Genomic DNA, 23,557 nt, shown 5'->3' with positions numbered 1-23,557 from the left:
GGTTTTTTTATTGCACTCTTAACAAGCATTTAGGTATTTTTGCACATTGACGGGGCGAATATAAACTGTACAATTTGTTACAACTGTTCATCAAACAGTCATATTTTTATAACAAAGAGAGAAATCTAAATGCTTAAGAAACTTGCTCTTGCTACAGCGCTTCTTGCTGGCCTGGGAACTGCACACGCTTATCAAACTGAAGTTGGGGCTTCTATTGATCTTCTTGATCATGACCAAGGTGGTTCGGATGTAGGTTTTGCTATCGATGGGACTTACTACTTCAACTCGGTCCAAGTCAAAAATTCACCTTTGAATGAAGCTGCATTCTTAAACCGTGCCAGCAATGTGAATGGTGTATTAAGCTATCAAGATGATTCAGACACGTTTGGCATTGGTGCTGGTATTGAGTATTTTGTTCCAAATTCAGACTTTTATTTAAGTGGTAACATTGCTCATTTTGATAATGATGCTGGTGACATAACTGGTTACGCTGCTGAAGCGGGTTATTTACCTGTTCCTGGCTTATTAGTAGCACTTGGTCTTGTAGGTATTTCTGAAGACAATGCAGACGATGAAATTGATCCAACTTTACGTGCCAAATATGTAACACAAGTCGGTCAATACGATATGAACTTCGAAGGTGGTGCAAGTTTCGGTGATATCGATGCTTATAACCTAGGTGCAGATTTATATCTAGACAAAACTTTCAGTGTTGGCTTAGGATTCTCTGACTCAGACCTAGAAGGTAATGATGTTTTTACTATTCGTGCCAAAAAATTCTTTAACCAACAAGTTAGCTTAGAAGGTTCGATTAATTTTGCTGATAATGCTGATATCTTTGGCGTACGTGGTGCATACCGCTTCTAATCTCTCCGATTAAAAGCAAAAAAACCGCTCACTCGAGCGGTTTTTTATGGTCTATTGTTCTAAATGCATAATCCGCATTTGCAGACTGACATTGCCATTAAAGACATTTTTATCCAGCTCATAGACCAAACGCGTATCTTTCATCGGATCAAAGTCATATTTATCCGCTGCATTGAAGGCGATCGCATCCACGACCTGACCATTCTCCAAAGCCACGCGCAATTTAAGATGTACGTCCTTAAGCCAGCGATAGTCCATAATTTTGAACACACCGTCAAAAATCGGCTGGGGAAATTTTTGCCCCCATGGACTTAAATTCTGCAATAAATTGACTGTTTCGATCTGAAAAGCAGAAGCTGGCAACTCTCCATCTGTCCATAAAGTCGCAGTGAATAAATCCTCATCCATCACACTAATCAGTGCTTCAAAGACCTGCTTAAACTCAGCGAAATTTTCTTTTTTCAGGGTTAAACCGGCTGCTGCTGCATGTCCCCCAAAATGACTGACTAAATGGGGATACTGCTCCGCCACCTGTTCAATCGCATCACGAATATGAATACCTTCAATCGAACGCGCCGAACCTTTGATATGAATCCCATCCTGATCCGCGGCAAAAACAATACTCGGACGATGAAATTGCTCTTTTAAACGCCCTGCTACAATCCCGATCACTCCCTGATGCCAATGCGGTTCGAACATGATCAGCGCAGCAGGTAATGCCGTCGCATCTAACTGGATTTTCTCAAGTTCGTTTAAAGCGTCCTGCTTGATTTTGCCTTCCACCTGACGGCGCTCGACATTAAGCTGATTCAGCTGTTCAGCCAGTGGATAGGCCATTGCTAGATCAGGAGCCAGCAGACATTCGATGCCGATGTCCATGGTTTCCATGCGTCCAGCCGCATTAATTCGCGGGCCCAGAACAAAACCGAGATCTTGGGCTTTTAGACCAGCAGGGTCACGTTTGGCAATATCCAGCAGTGCACTGATTCCTGCACGGCATAACCCTTGCTGGATCCGTTTCAACCCTGCATCGACCAGAATCCGGTTGTTATAGTCCAGACTCGCGACATCGGCATAAGTACCGAGTGCCACCAGATCAAGATAATTGGTAATTACCGTAGAGGATTTTCCAAGTTTCTTGCGATGGGTAGACAGATTGGCCAGTATATAAAAAGCCACCCCGACCCCAGCCAGTGCTTTGCTTGGAAAGTCGCAACCGAGCTGATTGGGATTGACCACGGCTTCGGCTTTTGGTGTCGGCTTGGTCGTCAGATGGTGATCAGTAATGATCACCTGCATGCCATGATCCTGCGCCTGTTTTACTCCGTCATGGCTGGAAATGCCATTGTCCACGGTAATCAGTAAATCAGGCGTGAAATTGACAAAGGCCAGATCTGCAATTGCGGGCGTCAATCCATACCCATATTTAAAACGGTCTGGTACCAGATATTCGACATTGGCACCCATATCGCGCAGTGCCAGCACCATGAGTGCAGTACTGGTCGCGCCATCGGCATCATAATCACCGACGATCACGATTTTCTGGCCACGATCAATCGCCTGATCGATCAGTTGAATCGCTTCAGGCAACCCCTTCATGGTCGGTGCCAGCAAATGCTTCAGCTTGAGCTCAAGTTCCTGCTCGGATTCCACCCCACGACGAGCCAGAATCTCGGCCACAAATGCAGGGACGCCCGGTAAATTTTCAGGGCGTGTCAGCAATGGACGTTGTTTGATTTCCAGTTTTTGCATGGTTATGGCATTAAGCGCTCTAAAGTCCAGCCGGCATCGGTTTGGCGATAACTTAAACGGTCATGCAAACGGTTCGGACGACCCTGCCAGAATTCATAATAATCGGGTTCGAGACGATAACCACCCCAGAATACCGGCTTGTCCAGCTGTTGCTGATTGGCAACCTGGGTATGCAAATCCCAAAAACGTTGCTGCAATTCCTCACGACTAGCCACGATGCCACTTTGCGGGGTACTGATATGCGCGGCAATCTGGCTTTCGCGTGGACGTTTATGATAATAGTCGGTCGATTCTTCTTCCGATATTTTCTTTACACGACCCGAAATACGAATCTGACGTTCCTGATCCTGCCAGTAGAACAACAGTTCGGCATAAGGATTTTTAGCCAGATCTAAACCTTTTTGACTATCATAGTTGGTATAAAAATCATACCCTGCGTCAGTCGCTCCACGCAGCAATACCGTACGCACATGCGGACGGCCTTGTGCATTGGCTGTTGCCAACGACATGGCATAGGGCTCGTGCAATTTTGCTTCCAGTGCATGGTTAAACCATTGCAAGAACTGCATATGCGGATTCGGATTGACTTGCTGTTCCTGTAACTCGCCTTTTTCATAATTCAGGCGTAGTTCACTTAGATCCTTGATCAGATCACTCATTATCTATGTTCCCGTTAAGCTGCATTGGCACGCACAGCATCTGCCAGGCTGTTTGCAAGTGTGGTGACTTCAGCCAGATCATCGCCTTCGACCATCACACGAATGACAGGTTCTGTGCCGGATTTACGAATCAATAAACGGCCACGGCCTTTAAGCTGCTGTTCGGCTTTTTCAAATTCAGCTGCCAGTGCAGGCACTGAATAAGGATCAAACATGGCATTTAAACGTACATTGACCAGGACATTTGGCAACAGTTTAAAGTCAGCCACAAGTTCATGCAGGGCTTTTTTCTGTTCAACCATCACCGTTAATACCTGCAAAGCGGCAATAATCGCATCGCCTGTGGTGCTCTTGTCCAAAGTCAGAATATGACCTGAAGGCTCACCACCAATGGTCCAACCATTTTCTTCCAGGCCCTGCAATACATAACGGTCGCCGACTTTGGCACGTAATAACGGCACTTGTGCTTTTTCCAGCGCCAGTTCCAATGCCATATTGCTCATTAAGGTACCCACAATACCTGCAGGTTTTTTCGAGCTTTGAGTCGCAAGAATATAAAGAATATGGTCACCATCAATCAGATTACCGGCTTTATCTACGAGAACCACACGGTCGGCATCTCCATCAAAGGCAATACCCAAATCCGCTTGATGTTGAACCACAGCTTGTTGCAAGCTTTCCGGATGGGTTGAACCACAGCCCTCATTAATATTTAAACCGCTCGGCTCATTGTGAATCGCAATCACACGTGCACCCAGTTCACGGAACACTGCAGGCCCCACGTTATAGGCTGCGCCATTGGCACAATCCACTACAATGGTAAGTTCATTCAGATCCAGATGATACGGGAACGTCGATTTACAGAATTCAATATAGCGACCATTAGCATCTTTAACCCGGATACTTTTACCCAGATTCGCCGTATCTTCAATCAAAAAATCTTTTTCAAGTTCCTGATTAATTTCGTCTTGTAAAGCATCTGGCAGTTTTTTACCTTCTGCAGAGAAGAACTTAATGCCATTATCAAAATACGGGTTATGCGAAGCGGAAATGACAATACCCAAGCTGGCATGTAAGGCACGGGTCAAGTGAGCAATCGCCGGTGTCGGTAGTGGACCTAAAAGATGAACATAAACGCCAGCGGCATTCAAACCTGCTTGCAAGGCTGCTTCCAGGATATAACCAGACAAACGGGTATCTTTACCCAGAACCACCAATGGTTTGGATTTTTTACTATGGCGTTTTAAAACTTTTCCGGCTGCAAATCCCAGTTTCAGGGCAAACTCAGGGGTAATCGGCAATTCGCCAAACTTTCCACGAATACCATCCGTACCAAAATAACTCATCTTTATCTCACTTCTTAGCGGATGATTGATATCACCCATTTTTTTCCTTGAGTCACACTTTACACCAAAATAAAAAAGCCGTCATTTGCATGACGGCTTTTTAAAATTTTAAATCACAGGAAATTAACCTACGCGATAGTTTGGTGCTTCTTTGGTAATGGTCACATCATGTACATGCGACTCCGACATACCGGCAGAAGTGATTTTCACAAACTTGGCATTCTGACGCAGGTCTTCAATCGTCGCAGAACCGGTATAACCCATTGAAGAACGTAGGCCGCCCATCATCTGATGTACGATATTACCCATTGGGCCTTTGTACGGTACACGACCTTCAATACCTTCAGGAACCAGCTTCTCGGCACCGGCCTTGGAGTCCTGGAAGTAACGGTCAGCAGAACCTGTCGCACCCGCCATCGCGCCCAATGAACCCATACCGCGATAAGCTTTGTAGTAACGGCCCTGGAAGAATTCAACTTCGCCTGGTGCTTCTTCAGTACCGGCCATCAATGAACCCACCATAATCGTGCTTGCACCCGCACCAATCGCTTTGGCCATATCGCCAGAGAAACGAATACCGCCATCCGCGATCAAAGGAATCTGATCTTTCAGCGCATTGGCCACAGAATCAATTGCAGAGATCTGTGGCATACCAATACCCGCCACAATACGCGTGGTACAGATTGAACCAGGACCAATACCAACTTTAACGGCATCCGCACCCGCATCAAGCAACGCTAGCGCAGCATCACCTGTTGCGATGTTACCGCCAATCACCTGAACTTGTGGATAGTTGGCTTTCACCCAACGTACACGCTCGATCACACCCGCAGAATGACCGTGTGCAGTATCGACTACAATCACATCTACACCTGCATCAACCAAGGCTTCTACGCGACTTGGCGTTTCTGCACCGGTACCGACAGCAGCACCAACACGCAGACGACCCAGATCATCTTTACAGCTGTTTGGATACAATTCAGCTTTACGGAAATCGGTTACCGTAATCAAGCCTTTCAGCTCTTGCTGATCATTGACCACCAGTACTTTTTCAATACGATGCTGTTGCAATAAGGCTTGAATGTTTTCTTTCGATTCGCCTTCACGAACCGTCACCAGACGATCCTGACCAGTCATGATATTGCTGACTGGCTGCTCAAGATTGGTTTCAAAGCGTGTATCACGACCGGTCACGATACCCACCACTTTGCCGTCTTTCACAACGGGCACACCACTGATATTGTTGGCTTGAGTCAGCGCAATCAGTTCACGTACTGTGGTTTCAGGAGTCACTGTAATCGGGTCTTTGACCATACCCGCTTCGAATTTTTTCACACGGCGCACTTCTGCAGCCTGAACAGCGATATCCATGTTCTTGTGCAAAATACCGATACCGCCATTTTGCGCCATTGCAATCGCCATACGGGACTCAGTCACCGTATCCATTGCTGCGGACACAAGAGGAATATTCAGGTTAATGCCACGAGTTAAACGTGTCTTTAGGGAGACATCTTTTGGAAGAACAGTAGAATAGGCAGGGAGTAATAGGACATCATCGAAGGTTAACGCGTCTTGAACGATGGTCAACATAACAGTCTCACTGGTAATTTCCGTGCACTATTATAAACAAATATCGGCTTAAATTTCATTGCAATTGCAAAATTATTTTTTATTCAAGCTTCGTACACGCAGATCTATGGAAGTGCTAAAACAGCATCAATAATACGTCCGATCATGAAGTTCCCTATTTTAAAATATACCCCGATCATTTTAATGAAGTGAAAAGCAGAGCCTAAGCTCTGCTTTGGATGGATTTAGCTGACATATTCAAAACTGTCATCATTGTCGGCTTCATCAGTTTCAATCTGGACAAAGGGCAACATATTGTGTGCAATACGTGCCTTATTGCATTGCTCATCGGCAATCTGCACTTCTTTGCAGGATGAACTGCGCTGCTCATACATACCACAGCTGACCTGCTGGCCGATGGTGCCATCAAGTGCAATACAGCGTGGATTTTTTTGATTGGTTCCAGCCATACATGAATAGACTGCTGTCACAGGTTCGGTATAGTGCTCAGGCATATGAATTCCTTCAGCCCAATAAAACGAAACCCTGAAATAGGCGCAGCACGCCCCGCAGCTTAAACATGCATCCGGTTTTGGAACTTGAGACAACATTTCTTATAAGTTCTCATTATCAAAAAAAAGTTTTTTGGAGAAGAAATATAAAAAATGTTGTTTTTCCACACAAGAAAAAAATTATTTTTTGTGTGAACTATTCAGGACAAGTAAAAACCGTTTCATCCATCAGGTCAGTTCCGCATTGCAGCGTTTCAATCCAGTCCAGAAACTGATTAATCTGCTCTTTACCGATAAATGGTGTACCATGTTGCGGCACAATCATCTCGATTTCCATGCTGCGTACCATTTTCACCCAAAGACGAATCACCTTGTTATTGCACATATAGCGTTGATGGAAGCTTTTCATTTTTGGTATATGCGCGGCAAAGTTTTCTAGTGGCTTGGCGGCATCTTCAACCATGGACGCACCCATATCACCTGAAAACAGGATTTTGGCAATCGGATCATAAAACTGGAAATTCCCCACCGAATGCAGAAAATGCGCCGGCACCGCCACAATGTGTGATTGACCCAACGGGATGATTTGACCATGATCCGGAAGCTCCACCAATCGATCTAACCAGTTACCTTTCATCCGGTCACTCATAAAGGCCGAGTTTAAGTGCGGCAAGAAGCGCGCCCACAGCTTGGATGCCACCACTTTGGCGTCCGTATACACTAGCCAGCGCGGCATCGAGGTGATGATATCCGGATCCTGGTGCGAGGCCATGACATAATCCAGATTGGTCAAACGGGTATATTTATTCAGCTCCATAGTCAGCGGCACATAGGTTAAATCACCACCCAGATCAAGTACCGCTGCGCGCTCATGATCAATGATCAGAAACTGGTTTGCCTGAACGCCTTCACCTTTAACCAGACTGGTAAAACTGATGCACTTATGTGTCCCGTTATCAAACAGGACCTGCGATGTGGTGCGTTCAAAAGCCATGTAAATTCCCCAATTTATAATAAAAATAACGTTTTTATACCCGTATAAAATATAAGGAATTAATCAAACTTACAATCAATAAAACTAGCCATATCACACTATTTACCAAGGTTTTGAGAGAATTTTAACCATAAAAAATCCTGAGTTTTTAGCTCAGGATTCATGTAATTTATTATTGTATGATTTAAAAGAAATAATGTTGAGCCAGTGTTGCGACACCAATCACCAGGAAAATCGCCGCCCCAATTTTATGAATCAGGCTGATCGGGAGTCTATTCGCCAGCTTATCTCCCAAAAATACTGCAGGTGCATTGGCCAGCATCATGCCTAGCGTAGTACCCAACATCACCCAGAAGACGCTGTCGAAACGTGCCGCCAGTGCCACTGTGGCAATCTGGGTTTTGTCACCAATTTCTGCCAGAAAAAACAAAATGAAGGTTGCACCAAATACCCCGAATTTTTGCCATTTATTGATACTGGCATTTTCATCACCCAGTTCATCCGGAATCAGCATCCAGACTGCCATCGCGATAAAGCCAATCGAAACGATCCACAGCAGTACTTCCGGCCCAATCACTGTGGTTACCCATTGTCCCAATACTGCAGAAAGGCCGTGGTTAATCAGCGTCGCCAATAAAATGGCAACTAAAATAGGAACAGGTTTGCGAAAACGTGCGGCAAGCAGCAATGCCAGCAGTTGGGTCTTATCACCCATTTCAGCCAGCGCTACGATTGCAGTCGACAGTAGGAATTCATACATGAGGTTTTTCTCTGGCTAGCATCCAATACCAATGACTCACCGCTCCTGCTAGCCAAAATCTGCAGAGTGGTAAATCAAAGGTCTTGCCAACAAAAGAAAGCTTGGAAAAGCTGACTTGGTTCTTTGCTATGATGACCATGCTCGGTTGAGCAAATATGTTGACCATCACCCTTCTGCTTTGCGCAAAAGGCGGCTACTCCCCAATGAAGTGCGCCAAGTATAGAATCAAATAGATTATTTTTCAATGCAGCAGCAAAAAACCCTGCCGAAGCAGGGTTTTCTCTTTACACCCTCTTTATATTTCTCCCAGAGAGAGAATAAAGGGCATATACATGATTTTTTAGATCAATAAAGTACGGATATCTTTGAGCAGCTTGGTCAGCTTGTTGGTGAAACGAGCAGCATCTGCACCATTGATCACACGGTGATCGTAGGACAATGAAAGCGGCAGCATCAAGCGTGGATCAAAGCCTTCACCATTCCATACTGGTTGCATGGTGGCAGGAGAAATACCCAGAATCGCCACTTGCGGCCAGTTCACCAATGGCGTAAATGCTGTACCACCAATTGAGCCCAGGCTGGTGATGGTAAAGTTCGCACCTTGCAGGTCTTTCGGTGACAATTTCTTGTCACGCGCTTTTTGACCCAGGGTTCCCAGCTCAGTGGCAATCTGTTTAATGGACTTCTGATCGGGATGACGCAGTACAGGCACGGTCAAACCATCTGGCGTTGCGACCGCGATACCCATATGGATCTCGTTACGTAGCAAGACTGACTTACCATCATCGGCCAAGTGACCAGCAAATTCACGCTCTTCTTTTAACAAGTGCGCAACTGCTTTGATGATGAATGCCATAATGGTCAGGCTCAGGCCTTCTTTCTTGAAGTTGCCTTTCAGTTCATTACGCCATGCTTCGAGTTCAGTAATATCTGCTGCATCAAACTGGGTCACTTGCGGAATGAAATTATTCAGCGACAACTGTGGAATAGACACTTGTTGCAAACGCGTCAAGGCTTTCTCTTCCACACCACCAAAAGCGCTAAAGTCTGGCAGTTTTGGCAGACCTGCGACTTGAGCAGCAGCGGCTACAGGAGCCGCCTGTGGCGTAGTAAGACGCGTTTTGACATACGCTTTCAGGTCTTCTTTCATGACGCGCGCATGTGGGCCAGATGCTTTGACATCTGCCAGCACAACGCCCAGTTCACGTGCCAGTTTACGCACTGCAGGACCGGCATAAACTTTAGAATTAGCGGCATTCTGCTCTTTGGTCAGCTTGTCAGCATTATCCGACGTCGTGACTGTTTGAGTAGAAGATGCAGCAGGTGCCGGGGCTGCTTTTGGTGCTTCTGCTGCTTTCGGTGCTTCTGCTTTGGCTACGACAGGTGCAGCAGCTGCTTGCGCTTCAGCTTCAGCTTCAATTGTCACCAGTGCAATGCCTTGAGAGACATTTTGACCCAGTTCAACATGAATGGCTTTAATCACGCCGGCTGTAGTGCTTGGCACTTCAACAGTCGCCTTGTCTGATTCCACCACGATGATGCTTTGGTCTTTTTCAACCGTATCACCGACCTGAACCAGAATTTCAGCTACAGCCGCCTTGTCTACACCCAAATCAGGCACCATCACTTCAACATCACCCGCAGGTGTTGCTGGCGTTTCTGGTGCTTCGACTGCTTTCTCTTGGGCCGCCGCTTGAGCAACTGGTGCTTGAGGTGCTTCTGTCGGTGCTGATGCTGTCGAAACAGCCGTTTTCACTTTCAGAATGACCACACCTTCTTTAATGGTATCGCCTTCTTTAATCTCGATAGATTCCACCGTGCCCGCAACCTTACTTGGCACTTCAACAGTCGCCTTGTCTGATTCCACCACCACGATGCTTTGATCCACTTCGATTTCATCACCGACAGAAACCAGAATTTCACCGACAGTGGCTTTTTCTACACCAATATCGGGGATTTGAACATCAACCACCGGTGAGCTCGCTTGTGCCTCAGGAGCAGCAGAAGCTTTAGGCTGATGCGAAGCCAGTTCCTGCATGATTTCCTGATCCGGCAATGAAGTCGGAGTATTTTCTGAAGTTTTTTGTGAGGCATCTGCTTGCTGTGGCTCGACCACATCAGCGCTACCGTCTTCAGCTTGTAGCTCAATCAGTACCGCGCCTTCAGCGACTTCATCACCCTGGCTCACCAGAATGCTTTTTATCACGCCTGCTGAAGTGCTAGGCACTTCAACAGAGGCTTTATCAGATTCAAGTAACACAATGCTGTCATCGATCGCGATCGTATCACCGACTTTGACCAGAATTTCGGCCACTGTTGCCTTATCTACACCAATATCAGGAGTCGTAATTTGCATGCTTAGTTCTCCTCTTTGTAGTCAGCAACAGCATGTACAGATGGGGTTTCTTGAGGTGCCCAAGCTACTGGGCGATCTGTATCAAGCTCGAAAGTCGAGATCGCATCTTTTACCAGGCGCGCATCAACTTCACCTTCATCTGCCAGTTTTTTCAAAGTTGCCACCACAATATGGGCAGCATCAACACCGAAGTAACTACGCAAGTTGGCACGTGTATCTGAACGGCCATAACCGTCAGTACCCAATGCTACGAATGGACGGCCATCTGGAAGATAAGCACGAATCTGTTCGCTATAAGCACGCATATGATCGGTTGCAGACACGACGATACCTTCAGTACCGCGAAGCTGTTTCGATACCCATGCTTCTTTTACGTCTTCAGCCAGCGGATGCAAGCGGTTGTATTCTTCACATGCCATACCGTCACGTGCCAGTTCATTGAAGCTGGTCACACTGTAGACATTTGAATGAATTTGATATTCCTCACGAAGAATCTTCGCTGCCTTGATCACTTCACGCAGGATCACACCTGAGCCCAGTAACTGAACAGTGGCTTTTTCATCTTCTTCCAGTAAGTACATACCACGCTTGATGCCTTCTTCAACACCTTTTGGTATTTCCGGATGCTCGTAGTTTTCGTTCATTACGGTCAGGTAATAGAACACACGTTCCTGGTTCACATACATACGTTGTAAACCGTCATGCACGATCACCGCCAATTCATAACCGAAACATGGGTCATAAGAGACACAGTTTGGAATGGTATTGGCCAAGATGTGTGAATGACCATCCTGATGCTGCAAGCCTTCACCGTTCAGTGTAGTACGACCTGCAGTTGCACCCAGCAAGAAGCCTTGTGCCTGTGCATCGCCTGCTGCCCAGGCAATATCACCGATACGCTGGAAACCAAACATCGAGTAGTACATATACATCGGAATCATTGGCAGGTTATTGGTTGAATAACTGGTCGCCAATGCTGCCCATGCACTCATCGCACCGGCTTCGTTAATCCCTTCCTGCAACATGTGACCATCTTTGGCTTCACGGTAATGCATCAGCTGTTCTTGGTCTTCCGGGGTATATTTCTGGCCATGCGCGGCATAAATACCAAGCTGACGGAACATCCCTTCCAGACCGAAAGTACGTGCTTCATCTGGAACGATTGGAACAACGCGGTCTTTAATCGCTTTCTCTTTAAGAAGTGCAGAGATTAAACGCACCATCACCATCGTGGTCGATTGTTCTTTACCATTTGAACCGGCCAAAACCGAATCAAAGACTGAAAGTCCAGGAATCGCCAGCTGTTCACTTTCCTTACGACGTGCAGGCAGGTAGCCACCTAGCGCCTCGCGACGTGCCTTCATATATTTCAATTCAGGTGAATTTTCGCTTGGACGGTAGAACGGCACTTCTTCCAGCTGTTCATCGGTAAAAGGAAGATTGAAACGGTCACGCACGTATTTCAAAGAATTGATTTGCATCTTCTTGATTTGATGCGTTTTGTTGACTGCTTCGATTTCCTCGGACAAACCATAACCTTTCACGGTTTTCGCCAGAATTACAGTTGGCTGACCTTTAGCCGTACATGCTTCAGCATAAGCAGCAAAAACTTTGTACGGGTCATGACCACCGCGGTTCAGATTGTCAATATCTTCGTCGCTTAAGTCTTTAACCAACTCAGCTGCTTCTGGATATTTGCCGAAGAACTTTTCACGCGCGTAAGCACCACCTTTTACCTGGTAACGCTGGAAATCGCCATCAACTGCTTCTTCCATCACTGCTTTCAGTGCACCGGATTTATCTTTATCCAGTAGTGGATCCCAATGACGGCCCCACACAACTTTAATCACACGCCAGCCTGCGCCGCGGAATAATGACTCAAGTTCCTGAATGATCTTGCCATTACCACGTACCGGACCATCCAGACGTTGTAAGTTACAGTTTACTACCCAAATCAGGTTGTCGAGCTTTTCGCGACCTGCCAAAGAAATTGCACCCAGGCTTTCCGGCTCATCCATCTCGCCATCGCCCAAATACGCCCAAACCTTACGGTCTTCTTCTTTGATCAGGCCACGGTTCATCAGGTACTTTTGAATATGTGCCTGATAAATCGACATGATTGGACCCAGACCCATCGATACGGTTGGGAATTGCCAGTAGTCCGGCATCAAATAAGGATGCGGATAAGATGGCAAACCTTTACCACCTACTTCACGACGGAAATTATTCAGGTGCTCTTCAGTCAAACGGCCTTCTAAAAATGAACGCGCGTAAATACCCGGTGCACAGTGACCTTGGTAATAGATCATGTCGCCGCCGAAGCTATCGCTGTTGGCACGGAAGAAGTGGTTAAAGCCCACATCATAAAGGGTTGCGGAAGAAGCAAAACTCGCCAAGTGACCACCGAGATCATCACCGGTTTTATTCGCGCGTAATACCATTGCCAAGGCATTCCAGCGGATCAGCGCGCGAATACGACGCTCCATATCCTGATCGCCTGGCATTGCAGGTTGTTCTTCAACAGAAATCGTATTTAAGTAGGGAGTATTTAAACGCTGAATAGGAACATGCTTTGCAATTGCGCGTTGATAAAGTTTTTCTAATAAAAATGCTGCACGCTCAGTGCCCATGTGCTGCAAAACAGAGTCAAATGCATCTTGCCATTCTTGGGTTTCTTGCGCGTCTGTATCGCCATAAAACGCCATAATCTACAGTTCCTAAAAGCCTAATCTAATGTCTTATATGTACCATATTTAAGACCTCTGCAGGTATGGCCTTAGCTGAATGCGATTTAGCAGTACTATTTAGGAGCTAAATGATGGGTGACGTATAATTACACTACATAACAAAAAATAGTCAATAAAGGCGATTTATTATACAATCATTATAATAGTTGGTGATAATATGAGACTTAAAAGTGATAAAACAAAAAGCCCTTCAAGTTGACTTGAAGAGCCTGCAGTTTAAACGCTTTAAAATGCTTATTGGAGGTTTTTATGTATAGAGATGCTTCTTGTTATTCAGGTCTATACTTAAGGTAACATGGCCAAATAAGTAGATGGGTTTTTACGTTGACCGTCTTTTACTACTTCATAATGTAAGTGTGGACCGGTACAGCGACCAGTACAGCCAACGTTGGCAATATGATCACCTGCTTGCACCTGCTCTCCCACACGTGCAATAAGACGTGAAGCATGGGCATAGCGCGTTAAATAGCCATTGCCATGATTGATTTCAACGTATTGACCATAACCTGTGCCCCAACCTGATTTGGTGACAATCCCTGGACCTGTTGCATAGATTGGTGTACCACTTGGCGCTGCAAGATCGAGGCCTGAATGATTTTCAGCACGACCACCCATGGTACGGCCACCGTAATTTGAACTTACGCGAGAATTAGGTAAAGGATGAGAAATTAGCCAAGAATAAGCACTGTTAGCTGCCGCTTTGTTTGATGAAGTATTGGCATACTTCTGAGCAAGCGTTCGATTGTTTAGTTCAACCGGTTTCTCACGCAGCTGAACATTCAATTTAGTCTGTGCTGGAATATCGATATCATCTGGATGAGTATATGCACCCTGTGCCAGAGTACGCGTCAATTGCTCGATACGATCTGTTGAACCATTTTCTTGATTTAGATTGACTAAATCTGCGAACGCAACCGAAGCCGCTGAAACTGATAAAGAAAATGCCAACAAAATACGTCGCATATGCATAAAAAACCTCTCTAAACTGCTTTAATCGAGTTCCTTGAAGATCTCTATCCTTGATATCCACTAAAAGAAGCGCATAAGATTAAGACATAAATATGTAGGAATTATGTATGTCGGAACCTGTCAACGTTTTTCAACAAACAAGAAAACAGATAAAAACAGGAAACTTTTCGTTTCTCTCATCACAAGTCGCTGGCTGGCAGAAACTTACGAAACTCGTACAACCGCTATTGCCCCAACCGGAACGCTGGCAAGTTGTCTGCTATCAAAATGGTGTGTTAACGATTACTGGTGAAAATCAGGCCATGATCAGTCAATTGGCCTATCTTCAAAAGCAATACATTTCACAACTCTCTCAAATAAATGAATTAACAGATCTCACTAAACTTCAAGTTTGCCTGCGGAATCCTTCGCAAACGCCACCTGTTTCAGCAACACCTGAAAGAGCCTTAAATGCAGAAACACAGGAATTACTTCGTAGTGCTGCTGACTTTATAAGCGACCCTAAGCTTAGCCAAGCTTTACTACGTTTGGCAAGCAATAAAAAGTAACATCGCAATCAAATGTAATAAATTAAAAAGCAAACATTATGTGATGTGTGTCACAGTATTAAAGCAATAACAAAAACATAAAGACACAAACACAATGACTTATGTCACATTCACATACATGATTGGACAATTGGCTTCGTCATCAAATGTTACAATTTCATAGCAGCTTGGATCACTTTTCACATTGCGTAAAAGTTGATTATTCAAGGCATGTCCAGATTTGTAACCATCAAATTTGGCAATAATCTGATGTCCGAGCAGGTATAAATCACCCACGGCATCCAGAATTTTATGACGTACAAATTCGTCCGAGAAACGTAAACCTTCTTCATTAACGACCCCAGTTTCATCCACACCAATGGCATTTTCCAGACTGGCACCCAGCGCCAGGTTATTGGCTTTGAGATAATCCAGATCTTTCATAAAACCAAAGGTACGCGCTTCACTGACTTCATAAACGAAGGTTTCAGTAGAAAAATCGATACTGGCAGACTGATGTTCTTTTTTAAAGGCAGGATGATCAAAATCAATGGTGAAGTTCAGCTGAAAGCCCTCATGTGGGCTAAAAATGGCACGTTTGTCATCAATCAGTGCTTCAACCGGTTTAATAATCTTGACGAATTTTTTAGCAGCATCCAGTTCTTGCAAACCACCCTGCATTAACAGGTAAATAAACGGACCTGCGCTGCCGTCCATAATCGGCACTTCAGAAGCCGATACTTCAATAATTAGGTTATCAATGCCCAGACCAGCGATCGCACTCATGACATGTTCAATGGTGCCTACTTTGGCATTTTCCTGAACCAGGTTCGAGCACATAAAGGCTTCCTGAATCAGCATGGCATCGGCAGGAATGTCCACCGGCGGATTCAGGTCAATACGACGAAACACAATTCCCCCATCGGCATGGTGCGGCACAAAGTTAATCATGACTTTTTGCCCACTGTGAAGACCGATTCCGCTCGCTTTCACGACACGTTTCAGGGTACGTTGTTTCAACATGCTTTTATCATCTGTTCATCTATAAAACCGCTATACGTTAGCATATTTGGCCATTGATAAAAAACAAAAAGGTGGCTTAAAAGCCACCTTTCCTGTCTAATCCAGCTAAACACATGATGTTACATGTTATTTACGCTGTTGATTCTTAAGATAATCCTGAATACTCATTGGCGTTGGGCGCGGGCTAGAAACTGAAGTTGCCGCTGGATTCGCTGCTGCACCTGTTTCATGTTGCTGACGCTGAATTGCCGGTACATCATCATCTTCCACCACAGCCTGTGCAGCTGCTGCTGGACGAGTTGCCTGTACATTAGTACGTTTGGTCGGTTCAACTGAATCCGCTGCATGACGGGTTAGACCTGTTGCAATCACAGTCACGCTGATTTCATCACGCGCATCCGGATCAAAAACGGTACCGTAGAATACCTGACCTTCATCTAAATCGACAATCTGGTTTACGACATCGGTAATTTCTTCAATTTCACCGAAAGTCACATCATCACCACCAGTCACGTTAATCAGAATACCTTTGGCATTCATGATAGTCACGTTGTCGAGTAATGGACTACGGATTGCCTGCTCAGCAGCCTGACGTGCACGATTCTCACCACGCCCCAGACCAACACCCATCATGGCATAACCACGGGTGCTCATGGCTGTTTTCAAGTCAGCAAAGTCAAGGTTGATATGGCCAGGACGGACGACTAAATCAAAAATACTGCGTACTGCATTCAGTAGAACATCATCCGCTTTTTTATATGCATCTTTCATTGAAATATCACGGAAGACTTTCAATAGACGCTGGTTTGGAATGATGATTAATGAGTCTACATGCTGCTCAAGGGCTTCGATGCCTTTTTCAGCAGACTGTAAACGGCGTTTGCCTTCAAAGTTAAATGGTGTGGTCACGACACCAACGGTCAGGATACCCATTTCTTTCGCAATTTCAGCCACGACTGGCGCTGCACCGGTACCGGTACCACCACCCATACCTGCAGTAACAAAGACCATATCGGTCCCTTCAAGCTGCTGGCGGATCAGTTCACGGCTTTCTTCTGCTGCGGTCTGGCCGACTTGCGGATTTGCACCTGCACCCAGACCACGGGTACTTTGCTCGCCCAGCTGAATTTTAAATTCGGCTTCCATGCGATCCAATGCCTGCTTGTCCGTGTTGGCACAAACAAACTTTACGCCCTGGATATCGGACTGCAACATATGTTGTACAGCATTACCACCCGCACCACCTACACCAAACACAGTGAAACGGGCTTGACCATTGCTATCGCTATGATCGTCTTCGAAAAATTCAAATGAGGCCATGACCTATAAAATTCCTAATTCATAATTGGCAGTCACTAAGCCCGTATACTGCCTTAATCTTAATAAAATTGTTTTTAAGAATGCTGCTCATGCGTTCACTTGTCAAGTACAAGCCCGATTAACTACATCTTCCCAACAATATTCACAATAAAAATCGACTTAAAAGATTGATTTCAAGGTGTCATTAAAGCCAAACAAGGCTCTTTTGACCCGCTTGGCCAATGACAATCGCTCTACATCATCCTGTTCCACAATTGTGTCTTGGGTATCACTCTGACTAAACATCAGCAAACCAGCCACAGTACTATATTGCGAGCGACGTAAAGCAGCCTGATGTTGTTCATCTGCATACACCTGAGTCGGCGGATTACCTAAATGTGCCGAGACTCCCATGGTACGGCGAACAAAACTCACCATCCCTTCGATATGACTGGCATCACCGGTCAATACCACACCATGATACAAGCCCTGGAGAGCACCGTTTTTCACCAATTCATCACGTACCAGACCCAGAATTTCTTCATACCGTGCCATGATAATTTCAGTCAGTTCAATCCGGCTGATGGTTTGTGGCCCATCAATTCCCTGGAACTGAATCATATGGTCCGGCTTGACCACTTTCAGGTCGACACAGCCATACAATAATTTCAGACGTTCAGCTTCTTCGGTCGTGGTTTGCAATACTGCTGCAATATCACGGGTCACATGTTCACCGCCACGCTGGAAGGTATGGGTTAAAGCCAGACGGCCATCCACATACACTGCAACATTGGTCGTACCAGCACCGATATCTACTAAGCATACGCCATATTCTTTTTCGTCTTTGAGCAGGCTGGCTTCAGCAGTGGCCAGGCTCGACACCACCATTTTTTCCACACCAATATTGGCACCTTTCAGGGCGCGATCAATATTCTGCATAGTACTGATCGGCAGCATCATTAGATGATAATGCCCGGTCATGCTATGTGCCGACATACGAATCGGGTTTAGCACCCATTCCGGTGAATCATCCAGCTCAAAACCCAGAGGCACAGCACTGACAAGATAATGATCTGAAGTCAAATGACTGGCTTTGGCCAATTCCAGTGCACGCACCACTTCACTGGTGGTAATCGCATGTTCGCTATTGTCGATCGAGGTGCGACCTGAAGCATAAAAGCTTTTTAATTCGGCACTTGGAATAGAGACCCAGGCAGAATGTACACGACATTCCGCCATATCTTCTGCTTCTTGAACGGCATTTTTAATTGCAGTAATAACTTTATCGAGACTGACAATTTTCCCTTTACTCATGCCTCGGTTACGAGCGGTGGCCATACCAATCACTTGGATATTGTCTGGCGCGTGTACCTTGCCAATCAAAACTGAAACTTTGTGTGTCCCAATGTCAATCGCCACAACCGAGGGAACAGCTTCACTCATTATTCACTACTACCATTACGTGTTTGTTAGATTTATGGCTTTAAATGCCTCTATTTTTTAAAGCCGGTCATTATGGCTTTACTGTTACCTTATTCTCAACGCCCGTGTCATCAATGGTTACAATAAAATGTCCATTTACAATTTTAGGCGGAATTGAATTTTTCCACTGGATCGACAATCCATTGCGATAACGCAGGTCGATGGCCGAAATTTTAGACCAGACTGGCTTTAGATCGCTCTGAGACAGATGGCTCAGGCGTTGTAATTTGCTCATGGTCTGATCTTTATCCACAATTATTCTTAAACCCGAATCAAACTGCATAAACCAGGTCATTCGCTCGGTGAGATATAATTCTTTTAGACGAATGCCTTGTGGCAAAAATAATTGATTAATTTCATTATAACGACGCATCATGGTTTCTGCATGGCTCGCCGGCCCATGTAGTAACGGTAATGCCTGATAATTCTTAGGTGTGACTTCAGTAAAAATAACACCACTGTCACTCAATAAACGCCCTGTCCCCCAACGTGCAATCGCATGATGCGGCATCACCCGCACCCGAATGCCATTTGGCCAGGCTCGGGACACCACGACCCGATCCACCCAGGACAATTCCAGGGTACGATCGCGGATCGCTTCCAGATCCGAAGTAAAATAGTTTTCGGTCACAATCGGTGACACATATTGCATGACCTGACGCTGTTCAGCAGCCGAGCGCGTACCTACCACGCCCAGCTCTGCCACGTCACTATTGGTCATGACTTTATATAAGCCCAATATTCCAAAGGCCAGCACCAGCAGCGCGATACACAACAATAACCAGCCACCAAAATTGGTCAGCTTTTCTTTGCGTGTTGGCGGCTTATCGTGAATTGAAGTAATCGCAGCACGTTTACGGCGCATGGAAACAGGAAGTTGAGCCATATTTAGTGTGCCGAACCAGTCAAGGTCTGTTCCAGAATTGCGACACACAGCTCATCAAAACTGTAACCGACTCCAGCTGCCGCTTTTGGCACCAGAGAATGACTGGTCATGCCCGGTACGGTATTCACTTCAAGCAACCAGAAGTTGCCCTGTTCATCCTGCATGGCATCAATCCGGCCCCAACCGCTGGCACCGACTGCCTGGAATGCGCGCAAACTCAAGGCTTTTAACTGCTGCTCTTCAGCTTCACTTAAACCACATGGAATGCCATATTGCACATCATTACGCTGATATTTCGCTTCATAATCGTAGAAGGCAACATCTTGAGGCGGTTCAAGACGAATCACAGGCAGTGCCTGACCATTTAAAACCACAATGGTGTACTCACTGCCGGTAATCCATTTTTCTGCCATCACCACGGCATCATGTTCAGTTGCCTTGGCAATTGCTTCGGCAAAGTCTTCAATTTTCTCGACCTTGCTCATGCCGATACTGGAACCTTCATGTACCGGCTTGATAATCAAAGGCAAGCCTAAAGCATTAACAATGTCAGCCGCATCAGAATCTTTGGTGACAATGCGATACGGTGCTGTCGGCAATTCCGAGCCCTGCCAGACCTGTTTGGTCTTGACCTTGTCCATGCCGATGGCAGAACCTTGTACACCGGTACCGGTATACGGCACGTTTAACCATTCCAGTGCACCCTGGATCTGGCCGTCTTCCCCGCCACGACCATGCAATACAATGAATGCACGATCATAATTCACCAGTTCTGTGACACTACGCTCCTGCGGGTCAAACGCTTCCGCATTGATCCCTGAACGCACTAATGCCTCAAGTACCGCCGTACCACTGTCTAGAGAAACCTCACGCTCTGCAGATTTACCACCAAGCAACACGGCAACTTTTCCGAATTTTGAAGCATTTGACACGTTTATATCCTTAAACTTTTTTCAATCTGGTCAATTCAATTCAGTCACACAAGATGACTATTTTATATATAAGTGATTTTGTGCAAGTTCGACTGAGATTGCTCCAACATTACCTGCGCCCTGGGTTAATAACAAGTCATTTGCTTGCAATACTTTTCTCATGATCTGATTCAGGTTGCCGTCCGCCGCATCGACCAGAATCGGCTCGACTTCACCACGTAGACGAATGCTGCGGGCCAAAGTACGGCTGTCCGCCCCGACAATCGGTTTTTCACCGGCAGGATAAACATCCAGCAACAATAACTGGTCTACAGTAGAAAGTACTTCCACAAAATCATCGAAACAGTCACGGGTACGGCTATAACGGTGTGGCTGGAACATCATTACCAGACGACGGTCCGGATGACTCTGACGCGCAGCTTTAATCGTCGCTTCGACTTCTTTTGGATGATGACCATAGTCATCCACCAGTTTCACGTCACCGCCCTCAATCGCAAACTCACCCTGAACCTCAAAGCGGCGACCCACACCACTGAAACCTTCCAGTGCACGGCAGATTGAAGCATCAGACACGCCTTCATCGGTCGCTATACCAATCGCGGCCAAGGCATTCAGCACATTATGCAAACCTGGCTGATTCACGGTTACACGCAATGGCTCACGCTCTTTACGCAATACGGTAAAGTGGGTTTGCATGCCATCCTGATCAACATCTACTGCGCGGATGTCATTGTCCTCATTGAAGCCATAAGTCAGTAACGGACGTGCAATCCGCGGCATGATTTCACGGATATTGGCATCATCACCACACACTACGGCCAAGCCGTAAAATGGCAATTTTTGCAGGAACTGGATAAAAGTATCTTTCAGGACATCGAAGCTACCGCCATAGGTATCCATATGATCGGCATCAATATTGGTCACCACAGCAGCCATCGGTTCCAGGTGCAGGAAAGAAGCATCTGATTCATCGGCTTCGGCCACGATATAACGGCTGGCGCCTAAGGCTGCGTTCATCCCGGTACGGTTCAGCAAACCACCGATCACATAGGTTGGATCCATGTTTTCTTCAGCCAGCATACAGGTGATCAGGCTGGTGGTCGTGGTCTTGCCATGCGTGCCGGCAACGGCAATACCATGACGGTAACGCATCAGTTCACCCAGCATTTCCGCACGGCGAACCACAGGAATACGGTTTTCAATCGCGGTTTTAATTTCCGGATTTTCTTTATCAATCGCGGTAGAGACCACGATCACGTTGGCGCCCTTAATATTATTTGCAGTATGTCCGATATAGACTTTAATGCCATTCGCTTCCAGCTGTGCGGTGGTATTGGATGCCTTGATATCCGAACCGGAAACTTTATAGCCCTGGTTTTTCAGTACTTCGGCAATACCACACATGCCTGCGCCACCGATCCCCACAAAATGAATGTGTTTGATACGGCGCATTTCCGGCACTTTAATTAACTTTTTCGCTTGTTCAGCTGGGGTTGTTGGAGACATAGTTTACTCGGATTACAATTCTTGAATTAAACGGACCACATGTTGAGTCGCATCGGGTTGAGCCTGTCGGCGTGCTTTCACGGCCATTTCCATTAACAGTTGGCGATTCAGCATCGGCTCTAATAATGTTGTTAAACTTTCCGGGGTCATCGTGGCCTGCGGGCAAATCTTTGCCGCATTGATATTGGCCAGGAAACCGGCATTGGCCGTCTGGTGATCATCCACTGCACTTGGAAGCGGCACAAAAATCGCAGCTACGCCAGCAGTGGCAATTTCAGTGACGGTCAAAGCTCCGGCACGGCAAATCACCAGATCGGCATCAGAATAGGCTTTGGCCATATCTTCAATGAAGGGCTGTACTTCAACTTGTAGACTGGCCGGTGCATTTTCATAGCGTGCCCGGGTCGCTTCGGCATGGTTTTGCCCACACTGATGATAGACGCTTAATGGCACATTGAGTTGCTTTAAAGCTTCTGGAACCCGTTCATTTAAGGCTTGCGCCCCCAAAGACCCACCAACGATCAGAATACGTAAGGGTAGTCCTGCCTTGTCACGCTCCTGATAACGCCAGGACGGATTTAAAATTTCGCTAATTTCTTGTCGTACCGGATTACCTGTAGTCACGACTTTTTCTTGGGCCGGAAAAGTATTTGGAAAAGCCTGGCACACCGTCTTTGCCACACGCGACAATTGGGTATTGGTAAAACCGGCAACTGCATTCTGTTCATGGATCAGCACCGGAATGCCTAAGATACGTGCGGCCAAACCACCCGGGCCTGCCACATAGCCGCCAAAGCCTGCCACGGCATCGACCTTAAGCTGTTTCATGAATTTCATGGCACTGAAGGTGGCTTTCATAATTTTAAAAGGCGCCAAGGCCTTACGTAAGAAACCGTTGCCACGCACACCCTGAATATCAATCTGATAAATGGGAATATTCTGGTTTTTTAACAGGCGGTTTTCCATGCCTGCGGGCGTGACCAACCATGAAACCTGTATACCTTGTTGTTGTAAATCTTTGGCAACAGCTAACGCTGGAAACACATGTCCACCTGTACCTGCGGCCATCATCATGACATGTTTAGGCTGTTTTTGCTGAGCGTTGGTCACGGTCTAATTCTTCAATTCAAAAAATGGAGCAGGAAATCTGATTTAAGTAATCAATTGTAATCACAAACCTCAGGCCATGAAAGTTTATTTACTTTATTTCAACAAGGCTTTAATTGTTTTTTTCACGCAAATTCCAAGTTTAGACTCGTTTTATTTATAAGGTCTGCACTTTTCCTTCGACTTAAGTGACATATCATAGCAATTTTAAATGATTTTCTCATTATATTATCAATAACCTTGCCACGGACAGTGCTTTATTTA

The 23,557-nt window shown here is 45.9% G+C and carries 19 protein-coding genes and 1 riboswitch; of the genes, 2 read left to right on the top strand and 17 right to left on the bottom strand.

The genetic code is table 11. From position 1 onward, the window contains the following. Positions 1-129 precede the first annotated feature (129 nt). Complete coding sequence (locus F894_RS01870; RefSeq protein WP_004281339.1) at positions 130-867, top strand: putative porin; 738 nt, start codon at positions 130-132, stop codon at positions 865-867. A gap of 51 nt (positions 868-918) precedes the next feature. Here F894_RS01870 and recJ read toward each other — a convergent pair whose 3' ends face one another. The 10 genes from recJ to F894_RS01820 all read right to left on the bottom strand — a co-directional run bounded on the left by recJ (position 919) and on the right by F894_RS01820 (position 14,531). Continuing rightward, entirely contained in the window at positions 919-2,619 is a 1,701-nt protein-coding gene (recJ, locus tag F894_RS01865; RefSeq protein ID WP_005245736.1) for a single-stranded-DNA-specific exonuclease RecJ, read from the bottom strand. A 2-nt stretch (positions 2,620-2,621) separates the two neighbouring features. Next, on the bottom strand, positions 2,622-3,278 hold the full coding sequence (gene pdxH, locus F894_RS01860; protein WP_005245734.1) for a pyridoxamine 5'-phosphate oxidase: 657 nt from the start codon (positions 3,276-3,278) through the stop codon (positions 2,622-2,624). A gap of 14 nt (positions 3,279-3,292) precedes the next feature. Continuing rightward, positions 3,293-4,624, bottom strand: a complete 1,332-nt coding sequence (glmM, locus tag F894_RS01855) for a phosphoglucosamine mutase (RefSeq protein ID WP_034437971.1) — start codon at positions 4,622-4,624, stop codon at positions 3,293-3,295. Between the two features lie 123 nt (positions 4,625-4,747). Further along, complete coding sequence (gene guaB / locus F894_RS01850) at positions 4,748-6,214, bottom strand: IMP dehydrogenase (protein WP_004281332.1); 1,467 nt, start codon at positions 6,212-6,214, stop codon at positions 4,748-4,750. Positions 6,215-6,438: 224 nt separating this feature from the next. Then, positions 6,439-6,804: a YkgJ family cysteine cluster protein gene (locus tag F894_RS01845; RefSeq protein WP_080591854.1), complete on the bottom strand. Its 366-nt coding sequence runs from the start codon at positions 6,802-6,804 to the stop codon at positions 6,439-6,441. 97 nt (positions 6,805-6,901) lie between these two features. Continuing rightward, a complete protein-coding gene (locus tag F894_RS01840; protein ID WP_005245726.1) occupies positions 6,902-7,699 on the bottom strand; it encodes an oxygen-binding di-iron domain-containing protein in 798 nt (265 codons plus the stop codon). Positions 7,700-7,883: 184 nt separating this feature from the next. Next, on the bottom strand, positions 7,884-8,459 hold the full coding sequence (locus F894_RS01835; protein WP_004729168.1) for a TMEM165/GDT1 family protein: 576 nt from the start codon (positions 8,457-8,459) through the stop codon (positions 7,884-7,886). Positions 8,460-8,532: 73 nt separating this feature from the next. Then, positions 8,533-8,673: riboswitch (yybP-ykoY riboswitch) on the bottom strand. Positions 8,674-8,799: 126 nt separating this feature from the next. Continuing rightward, positions 8,800-10,815, bottom strand: a complete 2,016-nt coding sequence (locus F894_RS01830; RefSeq protein ID WP_005245724.1) for a 2-oxo acid dehydrogenase subunit E2 — start codon at positions 10,813-10,815, stop codon at positions 8,800-8,802. Between the two features lie 2 nt (positions 10,816-10,817). Beyond that, the gene (aceE, locus tag F894_RS01825; RefSeq protein WP_005245720.1) at positions 10,818-13,520 is read right to left on the bottom strand and encodes a pyruvate dehydrogenase (acetyl-transferring), homodimeric type; all 2,703 of its coding nucleotides are present in this window, start codon (positions 13,518-13,520) and stop codon (positions 10,818-10,820) included. Between the two features lie 327 nt (positions 13,521-13,847). After that, positions 13,848-14,531, bottom strand: a complete 684-nt coding sequence (locus tag F894_RS01820) for a M23 family metallopeptidase (protein ID WP_005245719.1) — start codon at positions 14,529-14,531, stop codon at positions 13,848-13,850. A 107-nt stretch (positions 14,532-14,638) separates the two neighbouring features. Here F894_RS01820 and F894_RS01815 point away from each other — a divergent pair, with 107 nt between their 5' ends. After that, positions 14,639-15,079: a DciA family protein gene (locus F894_RS01815; protein ID WP_005245716.1), complete on the top strand. Its 441-nt coding sequence runs from the start codon at positions 14,639-14,641 to the stop codon at positions 15,077-15,079. A gap of 99 nt (positions 15,080-15,178) precedes the next feature. On the opposite strand, the gene lpxC is transcribed toward F894_RS01815, so the two are convergent. From lpxC to murG, 7 genes are all read right to left on the bottom strand, one after another. Further along, on the bottom strand, positions 15,179-16,081 hold the full coding sequence (gene lpxC / locus F894_RS01810; RefSeq protein WP_004647241.1) for a UDP-3-O-acyl-N-acetylglucosamine deacetylase: 903 nt from the start codon (positions 16,079-16,081) through the stop codon (positions 15,179-15,181). A gap of 126 nt (positions 16,082-16,207) precedes the next feature. Beyond that, positions 16,208-17,401: a cell division protein FtsZ gene (gene ftsZ, locus F894_RS01805; RefSeq protein ID WP_005245713.1), complete on the bottom strand. Its 1,194-nt coding sequence runs from the start codon at positions 17,399-17,401 to the stop codon at positions 16,208-16,210. Positions 17,402-17,560: 159 nt separating this feature from the next. Beyond that, positions 17,561-18,823 carry a cell division protein FtsA gene (ftsA, locus tag F894_RS01800; protein WP_005245712.1) on the bottom strand — a complete coding sequence of 421 codons (1,263 nt, stop codon included), beginning with the start codon at positions 18,821-18,823 and terminating at the stop codon, positions 17,561-17,563. 70 nt (positions 18,824-18,893) lie between these two features. Then, on the bottom strand, positions 18,894-19,748 hold the full coding sequence (locus tag F894_RS01795) for a cell division protein FtsQ/DivIB (RefSeq protein ID WP_005108153.1): 855 nt from the start codon (positions 19,746-19,748) through the stop codon (positions 18,894-18,896). 2 nt (positions 19,749-19,750) lie between these two features. Next, on the bottom strand, positions 19,751-20,680 hold the full coding sequence (locus F894_RS01790; protein ID WP_005245711.1) for a D-alanine--D-alanine ligase: 930 nt from the start codon (positions 20,678-20,680) through the stop codon (positions 19,751-19,753). A gap of 57 nt (positions 20,681-20,737) precedes the next feature. Then, complete coding sequence (gene murC / locus F894_RS01785; protein WP_005245710.1) at positions 20,738-22,186, bottom strand: UDP-N-acetylmuramate--L-alanine ligase; 1,449 nt, start codon at positions 22,184-22,186, stop codon at positions 20,738-20,740. Positions 22,187-22,198: 12 nt separating this feature from the next. Beyond that, positions 22,199-23,296 (bottom strand): undecaprenyldiphospho-muramoylpentapeptide beta-N-acetylglucosaminyltransferase, encoded by a 1,098-nt coding sequence (murG, locus tag F894_RS01780; RefSeq protein WP_005245707.1) that lies wholly within the window; start codon positions 23,294-23,296, stop codon positions 22,199-22,201. Positions 23,297-23,557: the final 261 nt, after the last annotated feature.

Origin of the sequence: Acinetobacter sp. CIP 51.11 (assembly GCF_000369665.1) — a bacterium.
GTDB lineage: Bacteria > Pseudomonadota > Gammaproteobacteria > Pseudomonadales > Moraxellaceae > Acinetobacter > Acinetobacter lwoffii_S.
The sequence above is the reverse complement of the archived record's forward strand: the minus strand, read 5'-3'. Positions and strand labels throughout refer to the sequence as shown.